An 18,349-nucleotide genomic window follows, 5' to 3' on the forward strand; every position below is an offset into this window, starting at 1 on the left:
CCGATACTGATTAAATTCAGTGTTAAATATGTTTCATATAGGAGTAATGAAATTTATTACTTTTGTGCTGATTGATGAATAAATTAGAAAGAGGATGTTTCACGTGGAACATCTTGCTAAGCGACCCGAACTAATGAAAATAAATATCCGGATAACCTTTGATGTTTGATGAACTGTTCTAGAGGAACATTAGGGTCTTTTTGTTCAAGTTTTTGATAATCGGAATAAGAAACTGCTGTATCATCATTATAAAAAGTGGCGTTGCCATCAGAATCAAACTTTAATGCTGTGTAATGACCAACTCGCACAGTTGATCCTGTATGGCACACGACTGAATCAACTCTATATTTAACGAGTGTAGGTGTATCTTCGCCATCTAAGTGCATTGGGACTTGCACAATTCCTTTATTGCGAATTAATTCAATCAAGCTGTGTTGTCCTAAATCACCACTTATTTCTTTATCATTTGAGGTAAATGTTGTTGTGGGTTTTATCGTATCTCCATCCTCAGTATGGTCAAATAGCTTGAGTTGAATCATTAATCGAGAAGGAACGTGTTGAGAGTCAGAAACCAAGTTTAATTGTTTACGCACTCGGTATTGGTCGCAAATCATTTCTAAATACTGTTCAAACTGCTCTTCGGAAAGCAAATCTATCCCTTCTTTTAAATCGTTCTCTGATAGGTTTAATAATGCTGCCGGCAAGTCATTATCTGAAACATCATCTAGAAATAAATGTTTACTGCGTAAAGCTAATGCCTTTATAGGATCCAAAGCTTTAGTATCAGAATATGATAATTCTTCTGCAGCAACAAACTGCTGAATAATGGTTTCTAAATTTGGGGAAGTGGTTTTGTTATCTATCGAAATGAAATGGGATGCGCTTGATAAGCCTGATTGATGTTTGCTCAATTGTTCATCAGATAATTTATTTTCAATATGGTAGTACTCTGATGTTCTTAAAAAACGATCCTCTTGCTTTAAAATACCCATTAAATCAAAAATATCACTGATAAATTGTTGAGGGTCATTTTGATCAATCGTTGCGTATTTTAATTCTGAGGGCAAATTGCGCATTAGAGCTGAAAAATTAGCTCGAGGTAAAAGCAGCTCTAATGAATCATTACGGTTAAGATGTTTTGCAAGTTCGTAATAAGCATTTAGAAAATTGACTTGGAGTTGTACAGGTATTTCTGTTATTTGTTGTTTGTTATTTATACACTCTATTAAGTTGCATGTTGCTTCATTAAAAGCTAACCATTTAGATACTTCCAAGTTAATAGATTTATCCTCAGAAGATGTTTTATAGACAAATTCTTGAGAGCTTATATCATCTATGGGGATGTTTGAAAGTTCAGTGGCAATAGCTTTTATGATTTCTGCTTTGTTTAGTTTATCTGTTGTAACAGAAAATGAATGTTCACCTAATTGAAAATTAAGTGTAGGTGCCCCAAAATCTATTGGTGTCGTTTCAAGTGCTTTTTCGAGTAATATCTCTAAAGAAATACAAGGAACTGTAGCTGGAGAGCTTACTTGGCTCCAAGTATCCGACTTATCTAATGTCGTAGCCATCATTTGAAAAGCAGCATTCATAAAGCAAGAGCTTGTCCAGTTATGCAAACCAACGCCTGCAGGCTCCACTCCGTCACACTTTGATATCCGTAAAGGCAAATCTGTAGAAGGGATTCTATTTTGTTTACTTGCGATTAGTTCAAGTGAAGATTTTGCAATATCTTGTGTTGAGATTGTTTCGTCGAAACTATCTCCATCGTCCAATTCGGTCGTGACCTCTAACTGCATACTAATATCATTAGCGAAAAATGTTTTAATCGTATCAAAGTGTGGAAAGTCATCATCAAAAACATGGGTAAAATCTGCATTATTTAAAAGGGGCTCATAGGTTTGTATGGCTTTAAATAACTGTAATTTTCCAATTAAACAAGGTGTTAAAGAATGTGCTTGTCTGCTCAGTGAGGTAACATTTGAATTTTTACAAAAAGCAACGTTACCATTTTTAAATGTTTTGGCTATTTCAATGGCTTTTTGTCGATCTTTATCAATAAGACCTTGGTAAGGTGATTCAGGGAAATAACTAAAGTACTCTTCTTCATTTGCTACCAATTCTGACAGTTTTAACAAAGTAAATAGCTCTGACTCATAGGTATCCAATTTTCTAAAGTTGCTTGTGGACGTTTCGATACTTTCAGTGCTGCAGGAAGTCGGTTGAGCTTGAAAGTCACCAACTATGACTTTTGTGGTAACTACAGAATCATCTGATAACTTGGCAGGTTTTAAGTCATCAACAGCTAAAGCTGAGAGAGTTTGAGCAAGTGGAAGTGAGCCAGACTTTAAATGTGAAAACTCACACCTTGACCATTCTCCACTCGCTGTTTTATAGAAGAAGCTAACTTTAAAACCATCTTGCTGTTTTTGTATTCTGAACTGAATCATATCCTTAAAAATTGCAGAGAGTTGTTCTATTGGCTCTGCTACTTCGTTTATCTCATTGCTTCCGATAATAGAATCGAACAATTCTGATACCCTTTCAGAATTAGAAGACATTTTTGCTTGTATCTGTAAGGCTGAAAAGCAATCTTTAAGAGAGGCTGAATTTTTTGAGCCATACCACGCACGGCGATAAGAACTTGTATCAGATTCTTTTTGGTGAGTGATTTCTAACTGTCGCTCAGCACGTATATCCTCGAGAGTTTTACTCGAATGTAGAACGGAACACTCAATCTCCAGATCATCTGGAGTGGAGGGAACAGCTGTATATGAATGATGCCCACTAGTCTGTACTTTGTTAGTGCCCGACATAATTAATAAGTAAGTGTTGTTTATATTAACTATAACGGTTTAAAGAGTAAGCAGGATTACCCCAAGCTTATGTTTTTATTAAATTAATTTAATGGCAGTGAGTTTGGTGCGTAAGATACTGAAATTAATAAAGAGTATTTTTAAAAAGAAAGGGCCACTAGATTGTAGCCCATCTAGGATTAAACTCGCTCAAATATGGTTGCAATACCTTGGCCTAGGCCAATGCACATAGTGGCTAAACCGTATTTAGCATCTTTTTCTTCCATAATATTGATTAAGGTCGTGGATATACGCGTACCAGAACAACCCAGTGGATGGCCTAAAGCAATCGCACCACCATTGAGGTTCACTTTCTCATCTACCAACCCTTCCAGTCCTAGATCTTTGACACAAGGGAGAGATTGAGCGGCAAATGCTTCATTGAGTTCAACGACACCAATGTCATCCATGGTTAGCTCTGCTCTAGCTAATGCTTTTTGGGTTGCAGGTACTGGGCCATACCCCATGATTGCAGGGTCGCAACCGGCAACAGCCATAGATTTAATACGAGCACGGATTTTGAGGCCCAGTTCTTTGGCTTTTTCTTCTTCCATGATTAACATAGCCGATGCACCATCTGACATTGCAGAAGAACTGCCAGCGGTTACTGTACCATTTGCTGGGTCAAAAGCTGGGCGCAAAGAGCCAAGCGCTTCTAATGAAGCATCACTGCGTATCACTTCATCATGAGTTACTTTAATGAGTGCACCATCAGCATCATGTCCTTCAATGGGATAAATTTCATTATCAAAGCGACCTTCTACTGTTGCAGCCTGTGCGCGTTGATGTGAACGAAGAGCAAATTCATCTTGTTGCTGACGAGTAATGCCATGCATGCGCCCAAGCATTTCAGCCGTCAACCCCATCATTCCAGAAGCTTTAGCTACGTTATGGCCGAGTCCGGGGTGGAAATCGACACCATGCATCATTGGGACATGACCCATATGTTCAACGCCGCCAACAATAAAAATATCACCCATGCCAGTCATAATAGAGCGAGTAGCCTGATGAATGGCTTCCATAGATGAACCGCAAAGGCGATTCAGTGTTACGCCCGGGACAGTTTTTGGAAAACCCGCAAGCAATGCCGCATTACGGGCAATGTTAAAGTCTTGCTCTAATGTTTGCTTTACACAACCCCAAATAACATCTTCTATCATGCCAGGTTTTACTTGTGGGTTACGCTCCATAAGACCTTTCATTAATAAGGCAGATAAGGTTTCTGAGCGCACATTTCTGAATACTCCGCCTTTAGAACGACCCATGGGAGTACGAATACAATCGATGATTACAGCTTGTTTCATAATATTAATCCTTTGTCGTTAGGCTGAGTAGTAGCGACCATTATCGGCAGCCAGTTTACGCATATTGTCAGTCACTTGATAAAGTGGACCTAAATGCGCAAAAGAATCAGCAAGTTCAACAAACTTAGCTACGCCCATTGTATCCAGATAACGGAATACACCACCTCTGAATGGCGGGAAGCCTAAGCCATAAACCAAAGCCATATCTGCTTCAGCGGCTGAAGCAACAATGTTTTCTTCAAGGCAACGAACGGTTTCAATCACCATTGGAATCATGCAACGAGCAACAATGTCATCTGCAGTGAACGCTTGAGCCGCTTTGCAGATTGTTGCCAGTAACTCACTGGCATGCACATCGACAGCCTTTTTAGGTTTACCACGTTTATCCGGAGCATATTGGTAGAAACCTTTATTATTTTTTTGACCCCAGCGTTCATTGTCCAGCATCAACTTTATGGTGTCTTTTTCTGGGAGTCCCATTCGTTCAGGGAAACCTTCCGCCATCACCGCTTGAGCATGGTAGCCGGTATCTAAACCGACAACATCGAGCAAATAGGCTGGACCCATTGGCCAACCGAATTGTTTTTCCATAACTTTGTCGACAACATGAAAATCAGCACCATCCAGTAACAGTTGATTGAAACCAGCAAAATAAGGAAAGAGAACACGGTTTACAAAAAAGCCAGGGCAATCATTGACGACAATAGGTGTTTTACCCATTTTGAGTGCATAAGCGACAACCGACGAAATGGTTTGCTCAGAGGACTTCTCTCCGCGAATGATTTCGACTAATGGCATACGGTGTACTGGATTGAAAAAGTGCATGCCACAAAAACGTTCTGGATGAGACAAATGACTGGCTAATGAGTCAATTGAGATGGTTGATGTGTTTGAGGCGATAATGGTGTCATCACTGGTATGCGCTTCGACTTCTTTTAATACGGTTGCTTTGACCTTAGGATTTTCTACTACCGCTTCAACGATAATATCAGCATGTGATATTGGTGAGTAGTCCAAAGTCGGGGTAATATTGTTCAACACTTTAGCCATTTTTTCAGGTGTAGAACGTCCACGTTTAATTTGGCTATTTAACAGTTTAGAGGCTTCATTGAGACCAAGCTCAAGTGATGACGTTGCAATGTCCTTCATCACAATCGGCGTGCCTTTGCTAGCACTTTGATATGCAATTCCACCACCCATAATCCCTGCGCCTAATACGGCAGCGTGTTCAATGGGGTTGGACTGCTTGGCCAGTTTTTTACCTTTACCTTTGACCATTTGGTCATTCATAAAGATACCAATAAGAGCGGTGGCTTCTTCAGTTTTGGCAAGTGTAACGAAGGCTTTATTTTCGAGCAGCAGTGCTTGCTCTCTATCTAATAGATGAGCCTGTTCAATTACATTAACGGCGGCCATAGGCGCAGGATAATGTTTTCCTGCCACCTGAAAAACCATCGCTTTTGCTGTCGTGAATGCCATCAGTGATTCCATTTTTGGCAATGGCATCACCGTCTGTTTTTTAAGGCGACGTTGTTGCCAATCCAGTTTGCCGTCGATGGCTTGTTGTAACATAGTAAGTGCGGCACGTTGAAGTTGCTCTGGTGTGACAACCGCATCAACTGCGCCAACTTTCATTGCGGCATCTGGACGGTGTTCTTTACCGGTAGTGATCCACTCAAGTGCGTTATCAACTCCGAGCACTCGTGGCAGGCGCACCGTACCACCAAAACCTGGAATCAACCCCAACTTTGTTTCAGGTAAGCCAATACGAGCATTAGTATCTGCGACTCGTAAGTCAGTCGCTAATGTTGCTTCACAGCCGCCACCCAGAGCATAACCATTGATGGCTGAAATGGTTGGAAAGGGAACATCTTCTAGCTTATTGAAGACTCGGTTTGTTTCAGCAATCCAAGTAAGCAATGTATCTTCGTCTTCACTGAAAAGCCCTAAAAACTCAGTGATGTCGGCCCCAACAATGAATACACCTTTACCTGAAGTGACCAATAAGCCTTTTGGATTGGCTGCAACAGTGGCATCAAGTGCTTCACTGAGGGATTTCAAGGTTTGTTGATCAAACTTGTTTACTGAGCCTTGGGAGTTAAAACAGAGGTTAGCAATCTGATTTTCAAGCATTTCGACTTGAATGACAGGACTTTGATAAATCATTATTCGTTTCCTTTTTTCAAAAGTCAGCCTTGTAGGGTTAGGACACGCATCTAAGAAATATAAGTAAATTCAATATTCAGTGTAGTTGAACCTAAACAAGCAATAAGACGAAATTAACCGTAATAATCGCTTATTGTAGGATGATGAATACCTGTGTTATTTGAACTAGTTGTGGTATCCATACCGGTATTTAGAATGATTAAAAGTACATTGGACGATATTGACCATTGCTCAGTTTGCGTCCAAAAAAGAAAAAATTCAACTTAAATTTAAACGCTTGTTTGAAAATGAGCTCGAATAGAGTTTGTGATAGAATCCGTGAAAAATTTAATTGCCCAAAGAGAATAACAATGACAAGCATCGGAAAAGACTACGCCTTACATATCAATGAACTGAATCAACGCGTCAAAACGGTTTGTGAGAAGGAGAATTTAGCAGGTCTTGTTATTCACTCAGGCAAAACTCATCGTCAGTTCTTAGATGATATGGATTACCCATTTAAGGTCAATCCTCATTTTAAGGCTTGGTTACCATTGATTGATAATCCAAATTGCTGGATTGTGACCAATGGTACTGATAAGCCTGTGCTTATCTATTACCGTCCAGTTGATTTCTGGCATAAAGTTGAAGACTTACCTCAGACATTCTGGACTGAACACTTTGAAATCAAATTCCTAACGCAAGCGGATAAAGTTGCCGAATTATTGCCAAACAATATTGCACAATGGGCATACATTGGCGAGCACCTTGACGTAGCTCAAGTATTGGGAATGGAGCAGCGTAATCCGGATAGTGTTTTACAGTATTTACATTTCTACCGCTCATTTAAAACCGATTATGAGCTTGCGTGTTTACGAGAAGCGAATCGTATTGCGGTGATCGGTCATCGTGCGGCAAGAGATACCTTTTTAGCAAAAGGCAGCGAAATTGATATTCAACGTGCTTATTTAAAAGCGGTTGAGCAAAGCGAAAATCAAATTCCATATAACACGATTATCGCTCTTAATGAGAATGCCGCAATATTGCATTACATGGTTTTAGACTCTGAAAAGCCTAAAGAGCATCGTTCATTCTTGATCGATGCAGGTGCGAATTGCGGTGGTTATGCCTCAGACATCACTCGTACTTATAGTGCAGAGCAAAATCGATTCAATGATTTAATTCAAGCGATGGATAAGTTACAACTCGAGATCATTGCAATGATGAAACCAGGTGTCAGTTATGTTGATTTACACATAGAAACGCATAATAAAATCGCACAAATTTTAATTGAATTTGGATTGGCTTTTGGCAGCGTTGAAAGTTTAGTTGAGCAGGGCATTACTGGTGTGTTCTTCCCACATGGATTAGGACACATGCTTGGTTTGCAAGTGCATGATGTTGCAGGCTTTAGTCATGATGAAAAAGGCACTCATGTTGCGTCACCTGCGGCACACCCATTTTTACGTTGCACTCGCATCTTAGATGAGCGCCAAGTGCTTACCATTGAACCTGGGCTATACATCATTGATTCATTGCTAGATGGTCTTAAGCAAGATAAGAGAAATCAGCAAATCAATTGGGATGTCGTCGCAGAATATCGTCCATTCGGTGGTATCCGTATCGAGGATAATGTGATCATTACCGCTGATGGTAGTGAAAATATCACTCGTAACTTCGGGCTGAATTAATTGATATGAGTTGTGACAGTTTCGATGTAATTGCTGAGACTTTTACGATTGAAGAAGAAATAAAAAAGAGCCGTTTCATTACGGTTCTTTTTCCTTGTTCATCTGAAAAAGATTTGAAGTTAGCGCTTACAAACTTAAAGGTGAAGTATCCTGATGCTCGGCATTATTGCTGGGCCTATGTAGCTGCTGAACCAGGAAACCTATTCAAATGTGGCTCAACCGATGATGGTGAACCATCCGGAAGTGCAGGGCGACCGATGCTGTCGGTATTGCATGGTTCAAGCATTGGTGAAATTGGTGCGGTGGTTATTCGATATTTTGGTGGCACTAAGCTGGGAGTTGGTGGTTTGGTTCGTGCCTACACTGCAGGAATAAAACGAGCATTACCGCAACTGAGCACTAGAATAAAACAACTGAGAGACAGCACCAGTTTGGTTTGTGATTATCAGCAACTGCCAGATTTGGAATATTTACTGTCTAAGTATGATTGCTTAATTGAAAATAAAACCTTTGCTGCACAAGTCGAATTGTCGATTGCTGTACCTGTCTCGAAAAAAGCCGAATTGATCCAATCGATTTCAACCTTAACTCAAGGTCAACTTCTCCTCAAATTTGTGGAATAATTGATATTAACGTTCAATAGAACCTAAATTGTTTGGGCTATAAAACTAATAAGGTGTGTCTAAAAGCTTTTATCGGTGCGAAGTAAGATTTGGTATTATGTCCTATAGTCCTTTAATCTTACCTCTTGCTTTAAAAACTTTTATTTCCCGCTGAATGATAACTCTCTAGCGAGTGTTGATATAATGAACGGCTTTAAGTTTTTGTTACCTCAGTAACAGAATGAAAACCTCACTCAAAGGAATGCAAACCAGCGCTTATGCAATATCGAACAATTATAAGAATAACTGGCCTGTTGATGGGGCTGTTTTCGATAACCATGTTGCCGCCAGCCCTAGTTGCTGTGATTTATAAAGACGGCGAGGGTATTGCCTTTATACAAGCATTTGTCGTGAGTTTACTTCTTGGTTTCACTCTTTGGTATCCCAACCGAGACAAAAAAGCAGAATTAAGAACCCGGGAAGGCTTCTTAATTGTGGTGTTATTTTGGACCGTACTGGGCTCTATTGGTGCGTTGCCATTAATCTTTGCTGACACCCCAAATTTAAGCTGGACTGATAGCTTTTTTGAGTCATTCTCAGCACTAACCACCACTGGGGCAACGGTCATAACCGACCTAGATCATTTACCGAAAGCGATTTTATTTTATCGCCATTTATTACAGTGGCTCGGCGGTATGGGGATCATTGTGCTTGCGGTTGCCATTCTTCCCGTGCTTGGCATTGGTGGAATGCAGTTATATCGAGCGGAAATCCCAGGTCCGGTAAAAGACAGTAAAATGACCCCCAGGATTGCAGAGACCGCCAAGGTGTTGTGGTTTATCTATTTATTCTTAACCCTGTCATGTGCAGGTGCGTTTTGGATGGCGGGTATGACGGTATTTGATGCCATTTGTCATTCTTTTTCTACCATTGCTATTGGCGGGTTTTCAACTCATGATGCGAGCATGGGTTATTTTGATAGCCCTGCGATCAACCTAATTACCGTGGTATTTTTACTGATATCAGCGATTAACTTTAGTCTGCATTTTGCTGCATTTTCTAATCGGGGCTTTAATTTAAAGGTCTATGTCAAAGACGCTGAATTTAAGGTGTTATTGGCAGTACAACTCATTTTAACGGCTATCTGTTTTATTACTCTGTATCACTCAGGCATTTACGATTCTGCAGAGGACACGTTAGATCATTCATTATTCCAAGCTGTGTCTGTGTCTACAACTGCAGGTTTTGGTACTGAAAGCTTTCACAGTTGGCCATTATTTTTGCCTATGTTGTTGATATTTTCTAGTTTCATTGGTGGTTGTGGTGGTTCAACTGCTGGTGGAATTAAGGTCATTCGGGTGATTTTATTGGTATTACAAGGTTCTCGTGAGATGAAGCGCCTTGTGCATCCACGAGCGATTTTTACCATTAAAATGGGTGATTCAGTATTACCCAATCGGGTCATCGATGCGGTTTGGGGCTTCTTCTCAGCATATGCGCTGGTATTTTTAATCGCCATGTTATCGTTGTTGGCGTTAGGGTTAGATGACATAACCGCATTCAGTGCGACTGCAGCGTGTTTAAATAATCTAGGCCCAGCTCTCGGTGAAGCAGCAGCGAATTACGCTACACTAGGCGACGGTGCAAAGTGGGTGTTGTTGATCACCATGTTATTTGGGCGATTAGAAGTGTTTACCTTATTAGTATTGTTCACACCGACATTTTGGAAAAACTAAGGCTTATCATGCAAAAAATCATCATTATTTATTCTACCGTTGATGGCCAGACCAAGAGCATATGCGAGCGTATGCGCACAGCGATGTCTGTTGAAGCTGAAGTAGAGTTGGTCGAACTGGATAAAGTGGACAGTGAGCTTCTAGAGAAAGCAGATAAGGTATTGGTTGGTGCAAGCATTCGTTATGGTAAACACCGCCCAGAATTGTTGGCATTCGCTAAGCAATTTCAGCCTGTGTTAGATGAAAAACAAAATGGTTTTTTTACGGTTAATGTTGTGGCCAGAAAACCTGAAAAGAATACTCCAGAAACGAACCCTTATATGAAAAAGTTTCTGTTGTTATCACCTTGGCAACCTAAAGTGAAAGGTGTGTTCGCCGGTAAAATTAATTACCCGCAATACGGTTTTTTCGATAAGACCATGATTCGTTTTATTATGTGGCTAACAAAAGGTCCAACTGATACCAGTGGTTGTTTCGAGTTTACCGACTGGGATCACGTTGAACGTTTTGCGAGACGCTTTGCTAATTCTTAGTTTGTTCTTCTGTTGGTCTGTTAGGCTCAAGCGGTGAGTTTAACGTTGACTCTTTGAGTAATGCATTTGCTTTAAATGTTGCGCTCGACTGATTATATTCAATGAGACTTTTCATTAGAGCTACCCCTAAGTTTCGTAGTCTGTCAGGCGTAACATAACCTTGTTGATAACCCGCTTTTTCATAGGTCGTTTCCATGGTAACGGCCATCACATTGTCACCAAAATTAGCCCACCACCAGGATTCGGGATAGGTATTAGTCACAAAGCTGCGACCACCTTGATCTGGTGTTGCTTCAATTAACGGTTCACCTTGTGCATTTTTATAGTTATCTCGCACGCCATTAATAAAGCGAATGGTGTTGTTCCATAACTGAGCTTCACTGGCATTGTAACCCAAAGATTCCGGACCAAAATGAGGGAAGAAAAATGCTTGTCTATCAGCATCGCTTTGAGTGGAGTGAAGATTCAATGCCATTATGAAAGGAGAGGCTGATTGACTCAATTTGAACATTTCACGACTGAGAATTTGGTTTTCGAGTGGAGAGTCTTGAGATAATACGGCTGAATTAGAGCTGCTTCGTACCCAAGCACTTTCTAAATTTTGGCTTAGGCTGTTGGTTCGGTAATTGCCGTCGTAAACGCCATCGGGGTTATGAATTGGTACGATATTGAAAATGAAATGAGATAAAGCGTAATCAACGTCCTCAGTATTATCACTTAATAACCAATTAATAAGACCTTCTACGACAAATGAACTTCCAGTTTCTGCTGGATGGGTTCTTGCTTGTATCCATATGCGCTTTTTACCGCTGTTCACATTGGGATCCGTAATGGTGACCATGTCGATTGGAAAGTGATGTACAGAGGACTTCCCTAGCGTTTCACGTTTGATAAAGCCTTGGTCAAATTTATCCTGATGTTCCGATTTTAGGTTTTGGTAGTAATCATTAAAATCCTGTTGAGTATAAGGATAAAAGCGGGCGATATAGACATGACTTTTATCATATTTAGCATCAATTGAAATGCGTTGCTGCTGTTGACCGTTGCCTATGTCTACGGTTGACGACGTGACTTGGCTTTCATCAAATCGCTGCCACTGTTTTTTATCATAGGAGTAGACAGGCGTATATGAATTAGTCCAACCCGGCGTTTCAGCTGAGAAAATATCATCGATGGTAAGTGAAAAACGTTTATGTTGTTTGACATTATTGAGCTTTACATACCACCAATTCCTCCAAAGTGGGAATAAATCCAGCATGGCGTTGTGGTTGTCATTATCAAGCTGGATATTGGCTTGTTTATTAGAAATTTTGGCTATTTCTGGCTTACCAAGATTTCCTGAAGCAAAGTCATCTGACATTGTCGAGTTTTTATCGGTATGACAAGCTGATATTAAAAGGCAACTGAGCAAGCTCAGTGTCATTGGGCGTAATCGGGTCATAGCACTGTTCATGGTTATTTTTATCAAACACACCATAAATTGAAGGCTCAAAGAGTCGAGTAATAATCACTGTGATGTCAGGAAAGATTCAGCCAAAACATGATAATTCATTCAATGGCTGAATATCTGATCTCGGTCTATTCTTGATAAGAGGTTTGGAAGAATGTGTTGCTGCAAAGTTTACCTCTGTGATTTCAATGAGTTCAGGTGAACACCTGATTGAGACATATGAAAGCTTAGCGCTACCCTGAAGATTGATAACAAAACAGGAAGTTCCAATGAACTTACTTGATCATCCCGTTCATTTGATTATTGTGTTATTTGCACTCTCATTGTTGCCATTGTTTGCAATAATGGGGACGTCGTTTTTAAAAATATCAATTGTGCTGTCAATGCTCCGTACGGCACTCGGGGTGCAGCAAATTCCACCCAACATGGCAATTTATGGGCTTTCAATGATATTGACCATGTTTATCATGGCGCCGATAGGCCAAGACATCTATAACAGTGTTCAGAAAAACCCCATTTCATTAGACTCTCCGACTATTTTGCAACAGCTCGATAAGCAAGCTGGCGATCCGTATCGAGTGTTTTTAAAAAAACACAGCCATATTACCCAGCTGAATTATTTCGCCAAAATCGGCCATAAATTATGGCCTGATCAATACCATGAAAACCTCAATGAAGACTCACTGATTGTACTCATACCGGCTTTTACCATGAGCCAACTTATTGAGGCATTTAAGATTGGATTGCTGTTGTATTTGCCGTTTGTAGCCATTGACATCATTGTGTCCAACATCCTTTTGGCAATGGGGATGATGATGGTGTCACCAATGACGATTGCTCTGCCGTTTAAGATTTTGATCTTTATTATGATGGGCGGCTGGCAAAAACTCATTGCTCAATTAATGTTGTCGTACACATGAACCAAAGTGACTTAATACATCTTACGTCCGAGCTATTGTGGATCACGCTATTATTGTCGATGCCGACCGTATTAGTGGCGTCAATTCTCGGTATTTTGGTAAGTTTGATTCAAGCGTTAACTCAGATTCAAGACCAAACTTTACAGTTCCTCATAAAATTAGTGGGAGTGAGTGTGGTTATGGCCATGACCTATGATTGGATGGGTGTTGCCATGCTCAATTATGCTAATGAAACCTTCAATTTAATTAGCCAAGTTGGAGGCTAAATTTGGACACGGTTTTATATAAAGCTCTTGTTGAATATATGCCGGTTTTATCTCTCGCCATGATGCGTCCATTAGGGCTGATGTTGCTATTGCCGATTTTTAAAAGCGGTTCACTCAACGTAGCTTTAGTTCGCAATGGTTTCATTATGTTATTTGCTATTCCTACTGTTCCAAGCTTAATGCATATGGAGTCTTATTTACTTGAGGCTTCATATTTAGAGCTTACAGCACTTTATATGCGTGAGTTTGTGATAGGTCTAACGCTTGGCTTTTGTGCTGCAGTCCCTTTTTGGGCGATTGATATGTCAGGGTTCTTGATTGATACCATGCGTGGTTCATCACTTTCAAGCGTATTGAATCCACTTTTCGGTTTTGAATCTTCAGTTTATGGAGTGTTATTTGCACAAGTATTGAGTGTACTATTTCTAGCCACTGGAGGAATGAACTTTTTATTAACGGCAATGTATGAATCTTATGTATCTTTGCCGCCAGGGGTGGGGCTTGACCTTGTTAATAATAAGCCATTAATTGACTTCATCAACCAAGAGTGGCGACTGATGAACGCACTCTTTATGGGCTTTGCTATGCCTGGTATGGTGATCATGCTGTTAACGGATACGGCTTTTGGTTTGGTTAACCGTTCAGCGCAGCAACTTAATGTGTTCTTTCTTTCAATGCCTGTAAAAAGTGTACTGGTCATTTTGGTTATGATTTACAGCATAAACTTTGCATTTCATGATTATCTAGAGCGAACCAATAATGCCGAAAGTCACTTCAAAGTACTTTTCCACTTAATGGGTGGGAAATAAGGTGAAGTGCGATGGCTGAAGGTGGCGGAGAAAAAACCGAAAAACCCACGGAGAAAAAACTCCGTGAAGCCAGAAATAAAGGACAAGTTGTTCGAAGTGATGAAATTGTCACTGGGTTAGAAATGGCGGCTATTCTTGCTTTTTTTCTGGCTCAAGGCCATGACTTCATGCAATCCAATATTGAGCTGATAGATTTAACCATTCGAGTCTCTAGCCTAGATTGGCGCAATGCCTCTCAAATCATTCACGAAGCATTCATTGATTTGTTTTTGAAGTATATTGGTGGCTTAGGCTTACTGCTGACCTTTGTCATTGTTATAGGAAATGTGTTGCAAACTGGGCCTATGTGGGCAACAGAAGCTGTTCAGCCAAAGTTCGACAAACTCAACGTGGTTAATAACCTGAAGCAATTGTTTTCAATGAAGAGTGTGTTTGAGCTGGCTAAGAACATTCTTAAAGTGTTTGTGCTTAGTCTGGTGTTTTATTACATTCTCGCCAAGTATGCCAATTCATTTCAGTACTTACCCATTTGTGATGAACAGTGCGGCTTGAAAGTCATGATGACGCTGATTTTGTGGCTATGGGGGTGCTTTGTCGGTTGTTATCTTGTGTTCGGTGCGATTGATTATGCTTACCAACGTCACTCAACGATGGAAGAGTTGAAGATGACAAAACAAGAAACTAAACAAGAAGCCAAGGACACCGAAGGTAACCCTGAGATCAAACAAAAACGTCGTGAAACTGCACGCGAAATTGCTTCAGGTAGTTTGGCTAATAATGTTAAAAAGTCTAGTGCGGTGGTGCGAAACCCCAACCATATTGCCGTTTGTTTATTTTATGATGCTCAAGACTCACCGATCCCTAAGGTATTAGAAAAAGCCAAAGATCATATGGCATTACACATTGTGTCGATTGCTGAAAAAAATCAAATTCCCGTTGTCGAAAACGTCCCTTTGGCTCGCACTTTGTATGCGGAAGTGGACAGCGGAGACTTTATTCCTGAAGAGCTATTTGAACCCGTCGCTGAACTGTTACGTTTTGTTATGGAGCTTGATTATGATGAAGACGAAGAAGATGAGGATGACGATGACGAAGATGAACAAGATGGTGAGGATTTGGAAGAGGATGCAATAGAAGGGGAATTTGAAGAAAAACAAGAACCGGAAGATCCTGATACTGAAGAAGATCTTCCCGATGATGTTACTAAGTAGAACTCTGCGACCAAGCTTCAAACCCGCCATCTAAGCTGTAAACGTCTTCAAAGCCTTGGCTTATCAAATATTCTGCTGCTGAAACTGAGCTTATTCCATGATAACAAACCACAACTGTTGTTGCGTCAAGATCCGCCTCACGCATAAAGTCAGCAATGTTGTCATTAGTAAGGTGTTGTGAAGCTTCAATATGGCTGGCAGCGTAGCTTTGTGGATCACGAATATCGACCACTTGAACCTGATGCTCGCCTGTTAGCGCTTTGAGTTGTTCAACATTAATATGTTTAACTTGTGACATCTGTTATTCCTTTAATGTGTGGAAATGACCTTACGAGTCATTTCCATACTGAATGAAGGTTAATCCCAATTGAGAATGACTTTGCCTGACTGACCTGAGCGCATGACATCAAACCCTTCTTGGAAGTCATCAACAGAATAGCTATGGGTGATAATCGGAGAAATATCCAAGCCAGACTGAATTAAACTGGCCATTTTGTACCAAGTTTCAAACATTTCACGACCATAAATGCCTTTAATGGTTAACCCTTTAAAGATCACTTTGCTCCAATCAACGCCCATATCCTCTGGTGGAATACCTAACATGGCAATTTTTCCGCCGTGATTCATTGAATCAAGCATGGCGCTGAATGCTGAAGGGACGCCTGACATTTCTAGGCCAACATCGAACCCTTCTGTCATACCTAACTCTTGCATGACGTCACCGAGGCTTTCATTAGCTACGTTTACGGTGCGAGTTGCCCCCATTTTACGAGCTAAATCCAAACGGTACTCATTAACGTCAGTGATAACAACATGACGAGCACCAACATGCTTACAAACAGCGGCAGCCATAATACCAATAGGGCCAGCACCAGTAATTAACACATCTTCACCAACGAGATCGAAGGATAATGCGGTATGAACAGCATTACCAAACGGATCAAAAATCGAGGCTAACTCGTCGCTCACATCATCAGGGATCTTAAAGGCATTGAAAGCGGGGATGACTAAATACTCAGCAAATGAACCTTCACGGTTTACACCGACACCAGACGTATTTCGGCATAAGTGTGTGCGGCCACCACGACAATTACGGCAATGACCACACACTAAGTGTCCTTCGCCAGAAACGCGATCGCCAATCTCGAAGCCTTTTACACCTTCACCAACACCAACAACTTCGCCCAAATACTCATGACCAACGACCATTGGAACAGGGATAGTAGCTTGCGACCAATCATCCCAGTTATAAATATGAATATCTGTACCACAGATGGCGGTTTTTTTGATTTTTATCAGTAGGTCGTTATAGCCCATTTCTGGTTTTGGAGCATCAACCATCCAAATGCCGACTTCAGGTTTTAATTTACTTAGCGCTTTCATTTAAAACACAATCCTAAAATGGCCCAGAAAATCTGGGCTGAACAATAATATTAAGCAATGATGCCCATTTCTTTTGCGATACGAGTAAAGGCTTCAATGGCTTTATCAAGTTGTGCTCGAGTATGTGCCGCAGACATTTGCGTCCGGATACGAGCTTGTCCTTTAGGGACGACTGGAAATGAAAAACCAATGACATAGATGTGTTCAGCAAGTAATCGATCTGCATAATCACTTGCAACCTTTGCGTCACCAATCATCACTGGCACGATAGCATGGTCAGCACCGGCAAGTGTGAAGCCTGCGGCTGTCATTTTTTCACGGAAATAAGCGGCGTTAGCTTTCACTTGTTCACGTAAATCAGCGCCTTGTTTTAGCATCTCTAAAACCGTAATGGAGGCGCTTACAATGGCAGGCGCCAATGAATTTGAGAAAAGATATGGGCGAGAACGTTGACGCAACCAGTCAATCACTTCTTTTTTACCTGAAGTAAAACCACCTGAGGCGCCGCCTAATGCCTTACCCAACGTACCTGTGATGATGTCTACTCTGTCCATCACGTCACAATGTTCATGGGTACCACGACCATCTTGCCCTACAAAACCCACGGCGTGAGAATCGTCAACCATCACTAGTGCGCCGTACTTATCGGCTAAATCACACACGCCTTGTAAATTAGCTATCACGCCGTCCATGGAGAAGACGCCATCGGTCGCAATTAAAATATTGCGAGCACCAGCTTCTTTTGCGGCTTTTAGCTGCTGTTCAAGATCTGTCATGTCGTTATTGGCATAACGGAAACGCTTGGCTTTACACAGTCTCACACCGTCAATGATCGAAGCGTGGTTTAGTGCGTCAGATACAATGGCATCATTAGCGTCTAATATCGTCTCAAAAAGACCTGCGTTGGCATCAAAGCAAGAAGAGTAAAGAATGGTGTCTTCCATACCTAAGAATTCACTAATAGAAGCTTCAAGCTCTTTGTGGATCCCTTGAGTACCACAAATAAATCTGACTGAAGCCATACCAAAACCGTGGGCGTCTAAACCTTCTTGGGCGGCTTTAACCAGTTCAGGATGATTCGCTAGGCCTAGATAGTTATTTGCACAGAAGTTAATGACTTCTTCATTGTTTACTTGAATCGCAGTTTGCTGTGGCGAAACAATCACTCGCTCACTTTTATATAAACCTTCAGCTTTGATATCTGTTAACTGCTGATTCATTTGCTCATAAAACGATGGTGAGGCCACAGTGTCTCTCCTTTACTAATAATAAAGTGGGTAGGCTTAACTCAGAAAATACTGACCATTAAGCTTGTTATTGGGAGTGCTTGGGATTCTAACTCTTTATTTCATGTTGATAAAAGCCCTAGGAAGGAAAATATGTGGGCTTTTTTGACTAGTTATCTCAATCCACTGCATTAGTTTTACTAATGCAGTGTGGTAAA

15 protein-coding genes are annotated in these 18,349 nt (G+C 40.8%); 8 read left to right on the forward strand and 7 right to left on the reverse strand.

Features of this window, described 5'->3' with window-relative positions; translation table 11 throughout:
• Positions 1 to 116: 116 nt before the first annotated feature.
• From AC1EU2_RS16995 to fadB, 3 genes are all read right to left on the reverse strand, one after another.
• On the reverse strand, positions 117 to 2,816 hold the full coding sequence (locus tag AC1EU2_RS16995; protein ID WP_480299457.1) for a ubiquitin carboxyl-terminal hydrolase: 2,700 nt from the start codon (positions 2,814 to 2,816) through the stop codon (positions 117 to 119).
• Positions 2,817 to 2,995: 179 nt separating this feature from the next.
• Positions 2,996 to 4,159: an acetyl-CoA C-acyltransferase FadA gene (gene fadA, locus AC1EU2_RS17000; RefSeq protein ID WP_480299458.1), complete on the reverse strand. Its 1,164-nt coding sequence runs from the start codon at positions 4,157 to 4,159 to the stop codon at positions 2,996 to 2,998.
• 18 nt (positions 4,160 to 4,177) lie between these two features.
• Complete coding sequence (gene fadB, locus AC1EU2_RS17005) at positions 4,178 to 6,325, reverse strand: fatty acid oxidation complex subunit alpha FadB (RefSeq protein WP_480299459.1); 2,148 nt, start codon at positions 6,323 to 6,325, stop codon at positions 4,178 to 4,180.
• Between the two features lie 350 nt (positions 6,326 to 6,675).
• Between fadB and pepQ the strand changes: the two genes are divergently transcribed.
• The 4 genes from pepQ to hemG all read left to right on the forward strand — a co-directional run bounded on the left by pepQ (position 6,676) and on the right by hemG (position 10,866).
• Positions 6,676 to 7,995 carry a Xaa-Pro dipeptidase gene (pepQ, locus tag AC1EU2_RS17010; protein WP_480299460.1) on the forward strand — a complete coding sequence of 440 codons (1,320 nt, stop codon included), beginning with the start codon at positions 6,676 to 6,678 and terminating at the stop codon, positions 7,993 to 7,995.
• A 5-nt stretch (positions 7,996 to 8,000) separates the two neighbouring features.
• A complete protein-coding gene (locus tag AC1EU2_RS17015; RefSeq protein WP_480299462.1) occupies positions 8,001 to 8,618 on the forward strand; it encodes a YigZ family protein in 618 nt (205 codons plus the stop codon).
• Between the two features lie 257 nt (positions 8,619 to 8,875).
• Positions 8,876 to 10,333 carry a TrkH family potassium uptake protein gene (locus AC1EU2_RS17020; protein ID WP_480299463.1) on the forward strand — a complete coding sequence of 486 codons (1,458 nt, stop codon included), beginning with the start codon at positions 8,876 to 8,878 and terminating at the stop codon, positions 10,331 to 10,333.
• Between the two features lie 8 nt (positions 10,334 to 10,341).
• A complete protein-coding gene (gene hemG / locus AC1EU2_RS17025; RefSeq protein WP_480299464.1) occupies positions 10,342 to 10,866 on the forward strand; it encodes a menaquinone-dependent protoporphyrinogen IX dehydrogenase in 525 nt (174 codons plus the stop codon).
• Here the strand turns inward: hemG and AC1EU2_RS17030 are convergent.
• Positions 10,856 to 12,307 (reverse strand): M14-type cytosolic carboxypeptidase, encoded by a 1,452-nt coding sequence (locus AC1EU2_RS17030; RefSeq protein WP_480299465.1) that lies wholly within the window; start codon positions 12,305 to 12,307, stop codon positions 10,856 to 10,858. The two genes, hemG and AC1EU2_RS17030, sit on opposite strands and share 11 nt — an antisense overlap.
• Positions 12,308 to 12,585: 278 nt before the next feature.
• Here AC1EU2_RS17030 and sctR point away from each other — a divergent pair, with 278 nt between their 5' ends.
• The 4 genes from sctR to AC1EU2_RS17050 are packed head-to-tail and all read left to right on the forward strand — an operon-like array spanning position 12,586 to position 15,522.
• On the forward strand, positions 12,586 to 13,236 hold the full coding sequence (gene sctR / locus AC1EU2_RS17035; RefSeq protein ID WP_480299467.1) for a type III secretion system export apparatus subunit SctR: 651 nt from the start codon (positions 12,586 to 12,588) through the stop codon (positions 13,234 to 13,236).
• Positions 13,233 to 13,502, forward strand: a complete 270-nt coding sequence (gene sctS / locus AC1EU2_RS17040; RefSeq protein WP_480299469.1) for a type III secretion system export apparatus subunit SctS — start codon at positions 13,233 to 13,235, stop codon at positions 13,500 to 13,502. The genes sctR and sctS overlap by 4 nt, the downstream gene beginning before the upstream one ends.
• Before the next feature lie 2 nt (positions 13,503 to 13,504).
• On the forward strand, positions 13,505 to 14,311 hold the full coding sequence (gene sctT / locus AC1EU2_RS17045) for a type III secretion system export apparatus subunit SctT (RefSeq protein ID WP_480299471.1): 807 nt from the start codon (positions 13,505 to 13,507) through the stop codon (positions 14,309 to 14,311).
• Between the two features lie 11 nt (positions 14,312 to 14,322).
• Positions 14,323 to 15,522, forward strand: a complete 1,200-nt coding sequence (locus AC1EU2_RS17050) for an EscU/YscU/HrcU family type III secretion system export apparatus switch protein (RefSeq protein WP_480299473.1) — start codon at positions 14,323 to 14,325, stop codon at positions 15,520 to 15,522.
• Here the strand turns inward: AC1EU2_RS17050 and glpE are convergent.
• From glpE to AC1EU2_RS17065, 3 genes are read right to left on the reverse strand one after another with little or no spacing between them, the layout of a single operon-like run.
• Positions 15,515 to 15,820 (reverse strand): thiosulfate sulfurtransferase GlpE, encoded by a 306-nt coding sequence (gene glpE, locus AC1EU2_RS17055; RefSeq protein WP_480299475.1) that lies wholly within the window; start codon positions 15,818 to 15,820, stop codon positions 15,515 to 15,517. The genes AC1EU2_RS17050 and glpE overlap by 8 nt on opposite strands.
• 59 nt (positions 15,821 to 15,879) lie before the next feature.
• The gene (gene tdh, locus AC1EU2_RS17060; RefSeq protein ID WP_480299476.1) at positions 15,880 to 16,905 is read right to left on the reverse strand and encodes an L-threonine 3-dehydrogenase; all 1,026 of its coding nucleotides are present in this window, start codon (positions 16,903 to 16,905) and stop codon (positions 15,880 to 15,882) included.
• 50 nt (positions 16,906 to 16,955) lie between these two features.
• Positions 16,956 to 18,152: a glycine C-acetyltransferase gene (locus AC1EU2_RS17065; RefSeq protein WP_480299477.1), complete on the reverse strand. Its 1,197-nt coding sequence runs from the start codon at positions 18,150 to 18,152 to the stop codon at positions 16,956 to 16,958.
• Between the last annotated feature and the right edge of the window lie 197 nt (positions 18,153 to 18,349).

This window comes from Parashewanella sp. 2304DJ23-3 (genome assembly GCF_056591695.1).

What these genes read in the sequence shown, in the direction of transcription:
- AC1EU2_RS16995 (WP_480299457.1), bottom strand. Translation starts at nt 2,816, where the DNA reads ATGTCGGGCACTAACAAAGTACAGACTAGTGGGCATCATTCATATACA.
- fadA (WP_480299458.1), bottom strand. Translation starts at nt 4,159, where the DNA reads ATGAAACAAGCTGTAATCATCGATTGTATTCGTACTCCCATGGGTCGT.
- fadB (WP_480299459.1), bottom strand. Translation starts at nt 6,325, where the DNA reads ATGATTTATCAAAGTCCTGTCATTCAAGTCGAAATGCTTGAAAATCAG.
- pepQ (WP_480299460.1), top strand. Translation starts at nt 6,676, where the DNA reads ATGACAAGCATCGGAAAAGACTACGCCTTACATATCAATGAACTGAAT.
- AC1EU2_RS17015 (WP_480299462.1), top strand. Translation starts at nt 8,001, where the DNA reads ATGAGTTGTGACAGTTTCGATGTAATTGCTGAGACTTTTACGATTGAA.
- AC1EU2_RS17020 (WP_480299463.1), top strand. Translation starts at nt 8,876, where the DNA reads ATGCAATATCGAACAATTATAAGAATAACTGGCCTGTTGATGGGGCTG.
- hemG (WP_480299464.1), top strand. Translation starts at nt 10,342, where the DNA reads ATGCAAAAAATCATCATTATTTATTCTACCGTTGATGGCCAGACCAAG.
- AC1EU2_RS17030 (WP_480299465.1), bottom strand. Translation starts at nt 12,307, where the DNA reads ATGACCCGATTACGCCCAATGACACTGAGCTTGCTCAGTTGCCTTTTA.
- sctR (WP_480299467.1), top strand. Translation starts at nt 12,586, where the DNA reads ATGAACTTACTTGATCATCCCGTTCATTTGATTATTGTGTTATTTGCA.
- sctS (WP_480299469.1), top strand. Translation starts at nt 13,233, where the DNA reads ATGAACCAAAGTGACTTAATACATCTTACGTCCGAGCTATTGTGGATC.
- AC1EU2_RS17050 (WP_480299473.1), top strand. Translation starts at nt 14,323, where the DNA reads ATGGCTGAAGGTGGCGGAGAAAAAACCGAAAAACCCACGGAGAAAAAA.
- glpE (WP_480299475.1), bottom strand. Translation starts at nt 15,820, where the DNA reads ATGTCACAAGTTAAACATATTAATGTTGAACAACTCAAAGCGCTAACA.
- tdh (WP_480299476.1), bottom strand. Translation starts at nt 16,905, where the DNA reads ATGAAAGCGCTAAGTAAATTAAAACCTGAAGTCGGCATTTGGATGGTT.